The organism is Ferribacterium limneticum, from assembly GCF_020510625.1.
Classification (GTDB): domain Bacteria; phylum Pseudomonadota; class Gammaproteobacteria; order Burkholderiales; family Rhodocyclaceae; genus Azonexus; species Azonexus limneticus_A.
This window is the reverse complement of sequence record NZ_CP075191.1, coordinates 1,196,848-1,209,465: the sequence shown is the minus strand read 5'-3', so window position 1 is coordinate 1,209,465 and position 12,618 is coordinate 1,196,848. Positions and strand designations below refer to the sequence as shown.

At 63.7% G+C, this 12,618-nt stretch carries 10 protein-coding genes; 3 read left to right on the top strand and 7 right to left on the bottom strand.

Annotation, left to right across the window (positions count from 1 at the left end; translation table 11 throughout):
• Positions 1-257 precede the first annotated feature (257 nt).
• From KI617_RS05820 to KI617_RS05790, 7 genes are all read right to left on the bottom strand, one after another.
• A complete protein-coding gene (locus KI617_RS05820) occupies positions 258-1,589 on the bottom strand; it encodes a sigma-54-dependent transcriptional regulator (protein WP_226451077.1) in 1,332 nt (443 codons plus the stop codon).
• 4 nt (positions 1,590-1,593) lie between these two features.
• On the bottom strand, positions 1,594-3,429 hold the full coding sequence (locus KI617_RS05815) for a sensor histidine kinase (protein ID WP_226451076.1): 1,836 nt from the start codon (positions 3,427-3,429) through the stop codon (positions 1,594-1,596).
• 31 nt (positions 3,430-3,460) lie between these two features.
• Positions 3,461-4,300 carry a sulfurtransferase gene (locus KI617_RS05810; RefSeq protein ID WP_226451075.1) on the bottom strand — a complete coding sequence of 280 codons (840 nt, stop codon included), beginning with the start codon at positions 4,298-4,300 and terminating at the stop codon, positions 3,461-3,463.
• A gap of 6 nt (positions 4,301-4,306) precedes the next feature.
• Positions 4,307-4,648 carry a SpoIIAA family protein gene (locus KI617_RS05805; RefSeq protein ID WP_226451074.1) on the bottom strand — a complete coding sequence of 114 codons (342 nt, stop codon included), beginning with the start codon at positions 4,646-4,648 and terminating at the stop codon, positions 4,307-4,309.
• 88 nt (positions 4,649-4,736) lie between these two features.
• Positions 4,737-7,385: a site-2 protease family protein gene (locus KI617_RS05800; protein WP_226451073.1), complete on the bottom strand. Its 2,649-nt coding sequence runs from the start codon at positions 7,383-7,385 to the stop codon at positions 4,737-4,739.
• A gap of 59 nt (positions 7,386-7,444) precedes the next feature.
• Positions 7,445-8,296, bottom strand: a complete 852-nt coding sequence (locus tag KI617_RS05795) for a DMT family transporter (protein WP_226451072.1) — start codon at positions 8,294-8,296, stop codon at positions 7,445-7,447.
• 82 nt (positions 8,297-8,378) lie between these two features.
• Entirely contained in the window at positions 8,379-9,512 is a 1,134-nt protein-coding gene (locus KI617_RS05790) for an aromatic ring-hydroxylating oxygenase subunit alpha (protein WP_226451071.1), read from the bottom strand.
• Between the two features lie 106 nt (positions 9,513-9,618).
• Between KI617_RS05790 and xseB the strand changes: the two genes are divergently transcribed.
• The 3 genes from xseB to dxs are packed head-to-tail and all read left to right on the top strand — an operon-like array spanning position 9,619 to position 12,604.
• Positions 9,619-9,858 (top strand): exodeoxyribonuclease VII small subunit, encoded by a 240-nt coding sequence (xseB, locus tag KI617_RS05785; RefSeq protein WP_226451070.1) that lies wholly within the window; start codon positions 9,619-9,621, stop codon positions 9,856-9,858.
• Positions 9,855-10,748, top strand: a complete 894-nt coding sequence (locus KI617_RS05780) for a polyprenyl synthetase family protein (RefSeq protein ID WP_226451069.1) — start codon at positions 9,855-9,857, stop codon at positions 10,746-10,748. Before xseB ends, KI617_RS05780 begins: the two co-directional genes overlap by 4 nt.
• On the top strand, positions 10,748-12,604 hold the full coding sequence (dxs, locus tag KI617_RS05775) for a 1-deoxy-D-xylulose-5-phosphate synthase (protein ID WP_226451068.1): 1,857 nt from the start codon (positions 10,748-10,750) through the stop codon (positions 12,602-12,604). Before KI617_RS05780 ends, dxs begins: the two co-directional genes overlap by 1 nt.
• Positions 12,605-12,618: the final 14 nt, after the last annotated feature.

Here is a 12,618-nt window from a genome sequence, read left to right as displayed (position 1 = left end):
CAGGGCACTTCTACTGAGCATTTCATGTGCCAGCGAGGCAATATTTACAAGCCATTGATTTATATAGTCAAAAAACACCAACCAAGAATCCGGCCTGCAGCGGCACCTGCCAAAATGGCAGGCTGAAATCGAGCCATTATGCTAAGCGACTGATTGTATGGAAAAACACAGCCTGCCAAAATGGCATGATTTCCCGTAAAGCCATGCCAATTCGGCGCATCAGGCGGCCTAGGCACCCGAAAGCCTGCCGGCACGGCTCAATCTCCCAGTTCGTACTGCTTGATCAGGCGGTAGATGTTCCGTTCGCTGATACCCAGCACCGCAGCCACTTTTGCCCGATTGCCGGCATGCCGGACAAGGCTATGGCGCAGGCATTCGCGCTCGACCTCTGCGAGGTTCGGCTCGTGTTCGAAGGCCAGCAGCAGCGCATCTTCGCGGCGCGAGTGCAAGGGGCCGAAATGCTCCGGCCGGATGCGCTCCTCCCGCCCGGCCAGAATGGCGGCGCGTTCGATCAGGTTGCGCAGTTCGCGGACATTGCCCGGCCAGTCGTAGGCGACCAGCAGTTTCTGCGCCTCGGCGCTGAGCTTGCGTTCGATGCCGCGCGAAAAACGCTGCAGAAAATGCGCCGCCAGCAGCGGAATATCGTCGCGCCGTTCACGCAATGGCGGCACCTTGATGATGAAGCTGGCCAGCCGGAAATAGAGGTCGCTGCGAAAACCGCCGGTCTGGCTCATTTCGGCCAGATCGCGGTTGGTCGCCACGACGAAGCGGACATCCGATTTCAGCGTCCGCGCCCCGCCGACCCGCCGGAAAGTGCCGGTTTCGAGTACGCGCAGCAGCTTGGCCTGGTTGGCCGGCGTCGTTTCGCCGATTTCGTCGAGAAACAGCGTGCTGCTCGCCGCCTCTTCGATCAGTCCCTTCTTCTGCCGATCGGCGCCGGTGAAGGCCCCACGCTCGTAGCCGAAGAGTTCGGACTCGAACAGCGTCTCCTGCAGCGTACCGCCGTCGATAGTGACCATCTCGTGGGCGTGGCGGGCGCTGCCCTCATGAATGGCCTGGGCGACCATTTCCTTGCCGGTACCCGAATCGCCCTGGATCAGCACGGTCGCGTCGGTCGGCGCCACCGCCTCGATCATCGCCAGCAGATCGTCCATGGCCCGTGAATTGCCGACCAGCGGCCCGGGGCGACGCGACTCCAGCTGCCGCTGGTAGAAGGCATTGCGCTGGCGCAGCTCGGCATTTTCCAGCTCGCGGCGGATGGTGATTTCAAGCTCATCCAGGCCGACCGGCTTGGTCAGGTATTCGACCGCCCCGGCCTGGATCAGGCTGACCGCGTTGCGGATCGAACCGTAGCCGGTCAGCACGATGACCGGGAATTGCCCGGCCAGCGTTTCGACCAGTTGCGGCGTATCGGCATCGGGCAAACGAAAATCGAGAAAGATCAGGTCCGGCTCACGCTCGGAGAGGATGGCCGATGCCTCGGCCCAGCTCAGCGCGCCGACTGCATCCAGCCCCATATCGCCGATCTGCTCGACGAGCAGCCGGTTGAACACCTGGTCGTCATCGACGACGAGAATCAGTTTTTTCATGGTTTTATCCGCTCACCCGCGCCAGCGTGACGCGGAAGGTAGTGCCCTCACCCAGAATGCTGCGCACCTCGATGCCGCCGCCGTAACGTTCGACGATGCTCTTGCAGATGGTCAGGCCCAAGCCGGTCCCCGCCTCGCCATCGGCCCGGCGGCTGTAGAAGGGGTCGAAAATGCGGTTCAGCGACTCCTCCGCGATACCAGAACCGTGATCGATCACTTCGACAATCGCCTTGCCATCCTCGACACGGCTGCGCACGATCAGCACACCGCCCTGCGGCATGGCATGGTGGGCGTTCTGGACCAGATTGAGGACCAGCATGCGCAAATCGCTGTCGTCGGCCAGCACGCGCGGCTCGCAGGCATCGAGTTCAAGCTGCTGGCTGATGCCGTGGCTGCGGGCATCGAAATCGAGCAGGGTCACGGTATCCGAAATGGCCGGATTCAGCGCGACGACCTGAGCCTGTTGCTGCGGCAGTCGTGACAGCAGCAACAGGCGCTGTGTGACACCGGTACAACGGTCGATTTCATTGCTCATCATTTCCAGATAGCCGGCCATGCGCTGCGGGTCGTCGTTGCCGTTGCGCAGGTTGCGCAGCAAGCCATCGACGGCCAGGCGCATCGAACCGAGGGGATTGTGAATTTCGTGGGCAATGCCGGCCGCCAGCAGCCCGAGTTCGGACAGCCGCTGCTCCTGCGAGTGGCGCACCGCCTGCGACAGATCGATGATCGATTCAATGATCAATTGCTCCGGCCCCTGCTCACCATCGCTCTGCAGCAGCACGGCATGCACTTCGACCGGAATATCCCGGCCATCCGCCGCCCGGTGGTGATGACGGCATTTCACCGATTGGCCGGGGCGAGCGAGTTCGGCTACCGGGCAAACGACCATGGTCGGCGCGCAGGGGGTATCGCGGCCGTGACTGGAACGGTAGCAAGGCTGGCCAATGGTCTTGTCGGCAGCGATCCCCAATTGACTGCAATACGCGGCATTGACCGCGACAATCGAAAAGTCGGCCTGGCGGATAACCCGCACGCCATCGGGCAAGCCATCGAGCAGTTCCTGCAAATAGCGCTGCTGGCGTTCGGAGCGGCCGATCTGCTCGGCCAGATGATCCGCCATGCGATTGAAACTGGCAGACAGACGACCCGGCTCGTCGTCCAGATTAACCGGCGCGCGAACAGTCAGGTCGCCGGCCGCCAACTCATTGGCGGCCAGATCAAGGCGAGCCAGCGGATCAATGACACGACGGCGCAGCAAGCGCCAGATCGACCACAGGGTGAGCGCCAGCACGGCAATGCCGGCTCCGGCGAACAGGGCGGCGCTGCGATAGGCATCCTGCCGTATCGTGCCGGCGTCGTAATCGACGACCAGCACACCGTTGATCGGATGCTTGGCCAGCGGGCCGTGGCAACTCGTACAGACCAGCTGGTTGGGCACCGGATTGATCGAGCGGAGCACTTCGGCCTGCCCGGCTTCAGCGACGAAACGCGTCTGCGGCACACCGGGATGTTCCTTGCCGAGCAACTCGGGGAGCTGCTGTCCGAGCTTTTCCGGCCGCGAGGCGAAGCGCACTTCGCCGCCGGGTGCCAGGATCATCACCCCGACAATGCCCGGCTGCTCGCCCATTTTCTCGACAATGTCGCGCAGCCCCGGCACGTCGCGCTTGAGCATGGCGTTTTCCAGCGCCACGCGGAGCAGGCGGTTGATCTGGGTCGAAGTGGCGGCCCGTTCGCGTTCCAGTTGTTCGCGGTATAGGCCGAGAAAAAGTACGGCAAACAACAGCGATGCCCCGCCAGCCACCAGCAACACTTGGCGCATCACGCGACTGGACAGGGACACGATCTAAGCTTTCAGAGAATCAGGTCACGGCTCAACGGGCCACCGGCCGCCCCGGATCGGCACACCATTCGCTCCACGAACCGGCATACAGCCGCGAACCGGGCAGGCCGGCAATTTCCATGGCCACCATGTTCAGGCAGGCGGAAACGCCGGAGCCACACTGGTGAATAACCAAGTCGGGCGGTGAACCAGCCAGCACGGCCAGCCACTCGGCCCGCAACTGGGCAGCCGGCTTGAAACGGCCGTCGGGCAGCAGGTTGTCCTTGAAAAAACGATTGACCGCACCGGGGATATGGCCGCCGACCGGGTCGATGGTCTCGTTCTCGCCACGGAAGCGATCCGGGCCGCGCGCATCGACCAGACGCATGTGCGGCGTTTCGATGCGTTCCAGAACGTAGTCGGCGTGCACCTTAAAATTCTGTGGCCGGGCGACAAAGGCACGCGGCTCAAGAGTCGGCAATAGCGATGTCATCGCGCCAGACGCCGCTTGCCAGGCCTGCAGACCGCCGTCGAGCAAGGCCACGGCATCGTGCCCCAGCCAGCGCAGCAGCCACCACAGACGCCCGGCAATCATGCCTTGTGCGTCGTCATAGACCACGACCTGCGTCGCCGTACCGATGCCGATTTCACCCAGCCGCTGCGCCAGTTTTTCCGGATCAGGCAGCGGATGGCGGCCGTTGCAGCCAGTCATCGCCCCCGACAGATCGCGGTCGCAATGCAGGAAAACCGCGCCGGGAATGTGTGCTTCGGCGTACACCCGCTCGCCATAAGCGGTATCGGAAAGCTGGTGGCGCACATCGACGACCAGCCAGTTCGGGTCGTCGAGATGCGTCCGCAGCGTCGCGACGTCAACGAGCGTCGTATAACTCACGACAGCTCAGGCCAGCCAGGCCTTGGCTTCGTCGGCGTTGGTAAAAACCTCGACGTCGGCATTGACGAAGGTCTGCGAAATCCAGGCGCTCCACGTTACCCACTGGCTGTCGGTCACGACGGCGATGCGCTTGAAATCGTTGGCGTGGGCACGCGAGAACTTGACCTCTTCCCAGGCCACGTCCAGCGTCAGGCCGGCCATCTGGGTCAGATCGAAATAGAGGTCGACCGGGCCTTCGAACTGGACCTTGAAATTGACGACTTCTTCGAATTCCTTGTAGTCGGCCAGTGTGAATTCGCCGAACACGGACACGTTGACAAGGCTGGCTTGGTGGTCGATGACAATCATGTTTTCTCTCCGCTGTTGTTTGTTTCAGTTTAGCCTGAAAGGCAGCGTGTGACGCCGTTTTCCCCGCACTGCCGGGAAATAATCAGGATCAATCCAGCTGCCTCAATGTGTCAGCCACACCCGGTAGCAGGCTGATTGCTTCCAGCCTGGATTTGCCACGCTGGCTCTCCCACTGTCCGCGCTCGGCTTCGCCGCGCAAGCCCTTGAGAAAATACGCAAACGGCTTGCCCATTTTCGCTTTGCTGGCCTCGGCCTCGGCCAGCCAGCGCGCCCTTTCGGCCGGTACATCGCGGCTGGCATGGATCAGGTCGACCGCAGTCTGCAGGCGTCGCCATTCGCCATTTTGGCGCTTGTCTTCAGCCATTTGCGCTTCGAGCAACTGGCGGGCTTCTGCCCCGCGGCCCTGGGCCAGCGCCACCCAGCTCGACAACCTGGCCAGCTGCGGCTCGGCACGGGAAGCCGACGGCAGGCCAAGCAACAGCTTTTCGGCCTGATCAGGCTGCTGGTGGGCCAGATAAAACCAGACGACCGGCTCGATTTCCCAAGCAAAATGAGGCCTGCCATCAGTCATCTCCTTCTGTAACTCGCTTTCCGCTTCCGTGGGTTTGCCAAGCGCATCGAGCAGGCGGGCCAGTGCGATCCGGTCCATCGCCAGGTATCGCGCCCCGTCCTCGGTCCCGGCCATGCTGCGTACCGAAATTGCCTCGCGCAGGTAGGCTTGCTGTCGCTCCGGGTCATCGCCATCTTCCCAGTTCAGCGCTTCCAGCACATCGGCCAGACGCTGGCGTTCGGGCGGTGGCAAGGCGCGTAGCTGCGGCAACAAGTCGAGGTGCATCTGCCGCGCCTCGCCCGGTTCCGCCAGGCGCGCCAGCGCCAGTTGCGCGTCAAGGCGGCGCAGATCGCCGGGCACCTCGGCGAAGGCAGCAGTTTCGGCCAGTGCAGCCGCATAGTGGGTGCGCGCCTGCTCGTCATCTTCGCTGTCTTCAAACCAGCGGCCAGCCTCCCAATGCACCCGATGGCGTTCATCGGGCGACTGCGCCGCGGCCAGTTGCTTATCCCAATCGGGCGCCAGTTCGGCGGTTTGGGCAAGCCTCGGGGAAAACAGCCCGGCGTAGCTTCCTTGCGGCAGCCCGGTGTGCCAGAGCAGGGCGACCGGCACGGCAATGGCAGCAAGGTAGGCCGAGAGTCCGACCAGGCTTTCCTGCAGCGACGGCGCACGCCCCCGGATCAGGGGCTGCAGCAGGCGGACGATCTGCGTCCGGGCTGCGAAATTCGGCATTTTTCCCTGCCTGTCCTCATGCAGTTGCTTGAAGATGGCCGTCGGCACGTCGCTTTCCGCCGCCAGGTCGATGCCGGACAGCATCCGCAGGCGCCGCCAGAGGGCCGGAATGCCCAGTGCGAGCAGGACGCCGGCGGCAGCCAGCGCCGTGCTGTCGAGCATCAGGGCGATGCCGATCAGAGCCAGCACGCTGACGGCAAAAAAGGCAAAACGCAAACGCGGGCGGCGGGCAAACAGGAAGGTGTCGACGATCTGCCCGCCATCAAGCGGCGTCAGCGGCAGCAGGTTGAACAGATTGAGCACCAGTGCCATGACGCCGATCTTGAGCAGCAGCGGATCGCTGCCGCCCTGCATGGCCAGCTCGAGGCAGATGACGGCAACGACCAGGCCGGGCAAGGGGCCAGCCAGCAACACGACGAGCTTTTGCCAGGGGCCGGCGTCGTCCTTGCGGCCGAAGGCGACGGCACCGAGAAAGGGCAGAACGACGACGCTCAGGTCGCGGTAGCCGAAAGCGCGCATGGCCAGCGCGTGGCCGAATTCGTGAAAGAGCAGCACGCCCAGCAGCACGGGCAGCATCTCCCACGACACGAGATAACCAAACGCGGCCGCACCGGCCAGGGCGCTGAGCCCGAACATGACAATCTTGCCGCGCCGGGACATGCCGGTACCTGCCTGAATGGCCTCCTGGCTGGCCCAGGCGTGACGATCGGCAATGACGCGCAGCGGCATGTCTTCGACCTCGGCCAGCGGGGGCAACGCCGCCAGGCGGCGATTTCCCGCCACCACCTGGCGCACGAAGCGGTAGGCGCCTGTCGCGGTGAGGCGCCATACATCGCCCGCCGCCACCATGACGCCGGCAGCCTGCAAATGGCGAAACGTCTCGAGATCCAGATCGCGATGGCGGCGGCGGATCTCCTGTTCATCCAGCAATGGTTCATCGCTTTCAGCGGCGACCCGTCGCTGATGAAATGCCCAATGCTCGTCCAGACTGGCGGCCAGCGCATCCTCGACCTGCCAGCCCGGCGGCATGGCGAAAAGCAGGTGCTGGCGCCGGTTCTCGGTCAGCAGGGCGGTATTCTTGAAATGGGTCGAGAAGCTGACGGTCGCAGCCCTGCCCGGCTCGGGTGCTTCCGCAACCAGAATGGCGGCCCGCGTTGCGCCGTCGGCGTGGCGGTAAATATCGACCCAGATCGGCTCGAGCCCTTCGCAACGCAGGCGGGGAGGAATTTTCAGGGTTTCCAGATAGGCAAAGCCCAGTTCGCCAAGCCGGCGCCCGGACGGCCCGAAGACCGCGGCGATATCAGCCGGAACTTCCTCTCGTCCCAGCGTTTGAGTCTCGTCCGAAACGAAGCGCATGCGCATCAGGCGCAGCACCGCCAGGGCGATCTGGCTGCCTATCACGACAAGCCAGATAGCAAGCGCCGCCAGCAGCACCCAGAGAAGTTCCCACGCCCCCATTCAAAGCCCCGTTTGAGAATGACCGCGCCATTCTACGACGCCTGGTGATGCCAGACGAATCAGGTCTGCTCGACGCGCGGAGCGCGGGAAAAGTGGGTGGCGGCGATGCCGGACAGGATGATCAGGCCGATCGCCGCCCACGCCGAGGCGTCGAGCACCTCACCCCAGAAGGCCATACCGAAAAGACTGGAAAAAATCACCGTGCTGTAGGCCAGTGCGGCCGACATCAGCGTCTTGCCCCGCGTGTAGGCGCGGGTCATGGCCAGTTGGGCGACCGTGGCAAAGCAGGCGACACCGAGCAGAAGCAGGCCGCTTTTGAGGTCGACCGCATGGATGTCGCTGAACAGCAGCCAGGCGCCGGCGCCGACCGACGACACCAGCGAAAAATAGAACACTGTGCGCATTTCCGGCTCACCGCGCGCCCCGAGCTCGCGCACGCTGAAATAGGCCATGCCGGCCATGATCCCGGAACCAAGGCCGACCAGGCCGCCAACCAGCTGGTCGGCGTTCATGGTCGGCCTGAGCAGCAGCACGACGCCGACGAGGCCCAGCACCAGCGCGCCCATGATGCCCTTGCGCAGCTGCATGCCAGCGAAACCGAGGTAGAGGGCGAGGAAAATGGCCGAGGTGTAGTTCAGCGTCACCGCCGTCGCCAGCGGCAGCAGGGTGATGGCGTAGAAGTACGAAAACAGCGCGATGAAGCCGACCGTACCGCGCGTTACCTGCCAGCGCAGATGCGGCGTGGCCAGTGACACGCCGCTCAGGCGAACCAGCCCGAACATCAGGATCAGCGAGATGAAGCTGCGGTAGAAGGTAATTTCGACCGCCGAATGCGTCTCGGCTGCCAGCTTGACGCAGACGCCCATGCAGGCGAACAGGAAACTGGCGGCGATCATCCACAAAGACTGCATCAGGGGAACTCAAAAAGACCAAGGGCGCCGGATTTTACCCCGACGCCCTCTTGCGGTGCGGTAAAGGCTCAGCGCGCCTCGCTCATCTTGCTTCAATGTCCTTCTGCATGATCCGGCGGTAGAACTCGTGGAAGTGCTGCATGCCGTCTTCCATCGGGCTCTGGTAAGGGCCGACCTCGTTGCGCCCTTCGGCCAGCAGCGCCTTGCGGCCGCGGTCCATGCGCTCGCCGATGTCGTCGTCCTCGATGGCGGTTTCCATGTAGGCGGCGCGTTCGGCCTCGATGAACTCACGCTCGAAATCGACGATTTCCTCGGGATAGTAGAACTCGACGACATTGATCGTCTTGTGCGGTCCCTGCGGGATCAGCGTCGAGACGACCAGCACGTGCGGATACCACTCGACCATGATGTTCGGATAATAGGTCAGCCAGATCGCCCCTTGCGGCGGCGTCTCGCCCCGGTCGCCGTAATACTCGCGAACCACCTTCTGCCAGCGATCGTAAGCGGCCGAACCGGACTTCATCAGCGAAGTGATGCCGACCTTCTGCACCGAATACCAGTCGCCAAACTGCCAACTCAGGTCGTCACAGGTGACGAAATTGCCCAGACCGGGGTGGTAGGGCACGACGTGGTAATCCTCGAGATAGACCTCGATGAAGGTCTTCCAGTTGTAATTGCACTCGTGCATCTCGACATGGTCGAGCTTGTAGCCAGTGAAATCGAGGTCGCGGGCGACGGTCATGCCACCGAGGTCGGCATTGGCCGAGCGCGGTCCCTTGAAGAGCAGACCGTTCCAGTTCTCCAGCTTGGCCTTGTTCAGGTTCAGACAGGGGTTCTGCGGGAAGTGCGGCGCGCCGATCAGCTCGCCACCCTGCTCGTAGGTCCAGCGATGAATCGGGCAAACGATCGGGCCGCTCAGCGTCCCCGCGCCCTGCAGCATGATCGCCTGGCGGTGGCGGCAGACATTGGACATCTGCCAGATACCCGCATTCTTGCCTTCGGTGCCGCCGTTTAGCAGCATCTGGCCGTGGTCCTTCCATTCCAGCGAACGGTAGTTACCCGCTTCCGGCACCATCAACTGATGACCGACATAGCCCGGACCGGCATCGAAGATGAGCTTTTTCTCCAGCTCATACACCGATTCATCAAAGTACCAGTCCACCGGCAGTTGGGAAACTGCTGGGGCCAAACGGGACAAATTCGCCACGTCGGACATTCCACGCCTCCAGCGGGTTATTAAATATGTAATTTTACCCCGCCCCGCATTTGACCTGAAGCCCCTTGATAGAGTATTTTCGCCTGTTTCCTCGAACGCTCCAGACATGGATCAAACGCCCATCGCCGACATGAAATTCGAGACGGCGCTCGCCGAACTCGAAGCCATCGTCTCCAGCATGGAAGGCGGCAAGCTCGAACTCGAAGCCTCCATCGCCGCCTACAAGCGCGGAACCGAGTTGATGAAGCACTGCCAGGCCCAACTCGCCAACGCCGAAGAACAAATCCGCATCCTCGAAAACGGCGAATTCAAGGACGTCGACCGCCGTACGCTGGAGGCCCAGTGAGCACCATCCCGTTTGCCGAATGGATGGCCGTCACCCAGGACCGCGCCGAATCCGCCCTCGCCCGTCTCCTGCCGGGTAGCGACTGCATCCCCGCCCGCCTGCACGAAGCCATGCGCTACGCCACGCTCGGCGGCGGCAAGCGCATCCGCCCGCTGCTCGCCCACGCCGCCGGCCAATTGACCGGCGCCGCGCCGGAAACGCTCGACATCGTCGCCAGCGCCGTCGAAATGATCCACGCCTACTCGCTGGTCCATGACGACCTGCCGTGCATGGACGACGACGTGCTGCGCCGCGGCCGGCCGACCTGCCACGTCGAGTTCGACGAACCGACCGCCCTGCTCGTCGGCGACAGCCTGCAGACCTTAGCCTTCGAACTGCTGGCCAGCCAGCCCATCGGCGAGGCCAAGCAGCAACTCGAAATGATCGCCCTGCTCGCCCACGCCAGCGGCTCGCGCGGCATGGCCGGCGGCCAGGCCATCGATCTCGCCTCGGTCGGCAAGCCTTTGAACCAGCCCGAGCTGGAGCTCATGCACGCCCTGAAGACCGGCGCCCTGATCCGCGCCGCCGTGCTGCTCGGCGCCCTGGCCGGCAACCCGCTTTCCAGCGAAGAACGAAGCAACCTGGACCGCTTCGCCAAGCGCGCCGGCCTGCTCTTCCAGGTTGTCGATGACATCCTCGACTGCACGGCCAGCACCGCCACCCTCGGCAAGACCGCCGGCAAGGATGAAGCCGCCGACAAACCAACCTACGTCAGCCTGCTCGGCCTCGACGCCGCCCGCGCCTACGCCGACGAACTGCGCGCCGACGCCCTCGACGCGCTGTCCATTTTCGGCGAGCGCGCCGCGCGCCTCACCCAGCTGGCCGACTTCATCTGCCACCGGCAATTCTGATGACCGCCTCCCGCCTGCTCGAAACCATCAACAGCCCGGCCGATCTGCGCCGCCTGGACCGCAAGCAGTTGCCGCAACTGGCGACCGAATTGCGCGCCTTCCTGATCGACTCCGTCTCGAAAACCGGCGGCCATCTGTCGTCCAACCTCGGCACGGTCGAACTGACCATCGCCCTGCACGCCGTCTTCAACACCCCGGACGACCGCCTGGTCTGGGACGTCGGCCACCAGTGCTACGCCCACAAGGTGCTGACCGGCCGCCGGCAGGGCATGAGCGGCCTGCGCATGCACGGCGGCGTCTCCGGCTTTCCGAAGCGCTCAGAGAGCCCGTACGACACCTTCGGCGTCGGCCATTCCTCGACCTCGATATCCGCCGCGCTCGGCATGGCACTGGCTGCCAAGCACAAGGGCGAGGACCGCAAGGCCATCGCCATCATCGGCGACGGCGCGATGTCGGCTGGCATGGCCTTCGAGGCGATGAACAACGCCGGCGTCGCCGATGCCGACATGCTGGTCATCCTCAACGACAATGAGATGTCGATCTCGCCGCCGGTCGGCGCGCTGAATAACATCCTGACCCGACTGACTTCGAGCAAGACCTACAACGTCGCCCGCGAAGCCGGCCGCCACATGCTCGGCTTCGCCCCGCCGCTGCTCGAACTGGCGCGCCGCGCCGAGGAGCACGTCAAGGGCATGATCGCCCCCGGCACGCTGTTCGAAGAATTCGGTTTCCATTACTACGGCCCGATCGACGGCCACGACCTCGACGCCCTGATCCCGACGCTGGAAAATCTCAAGAAACTCAAGGGCCCGAAGTTTCTGCACGTCATCACGAAGAAGGGCCAGGGCTACAAGCTGGCCGAGAACGACCCGATTCTCTACCATGGCGTCGGCAAGTTCGCCGCCTGCGACGGCATCCTGTCCGCCAAGGGCCCCGCCAAGCTGACCTACACGCAGGTTTTCGGCGACTGGCTGTGCGATATGGCCAAGGCCGATTCCCGCCTTGTCGCCATCACCCCGGCCATGCGTGAAGGCTCTGGCATGGTGCGCTTCTCGGCCGAGCATGCCGACCGCTATTTCGATGTCGGCATCGCCGAACAGCACGCCGTGACCTTCGCGGCCGGCCTGGCCTGCGAGGGCCTGAAGCCGGTCGTCGCCATCTACTCGACCTTCCTGCAGCGAGGCTACGACCAGCTTGTGCACGACGTCGCCCTGCAAAACCTGCCGGTTGTCTTCGCGGTCGACCGTGGCGGTCTGGTCGGTGCCGACGGCCCGACGCACCACGGTACCTTCGACCTCTCCTTCGTCACCTGCATCCCGAACATGGTCGTCATGGCCCCGGCCGATGAGGCCGAATGCCGGCAGATGCTGTCCACCGCCTATGCGCTGGATTGCCCGAGTATGGTCCGCTACCCGCGCGGCGGCGGCACCGGCACCATCCCGGCAACCAATCTCGATACGCTACCCGTCGGCAAAGGCGAAATCCGCCGCCAGGGCAAGGACATCGCCCTGCTCGCCTTCGGCAGCCTGGTCCCGGCCGCGCTCGTAGCCGGCGAGGAACTCAACGCCACCGTGGCTAACATGCGCTTCGTCAAACCGCTCGACGTCGAGCTGATTATCGAACTGGCCGGGAACCATTCGCTGCTGGTTAGCATCGAAGAGAATGCTGTGATCGGCGGCGCCGGCTCTGAAATCGAGCGTGTGCTGGCAGAACGCGGACTGAACGTGCCGGTGCTTCGCCTCGGCCTGCCCGACCGCTTCATCGATCACGGCGAACAAGGACAATTGCTGGCTGAACTTGGCCTCGACAAGGACGGCATCGTCCGCACCGTACGTAACCGCAGCACCCCACAATAATTTATTAAAGAACA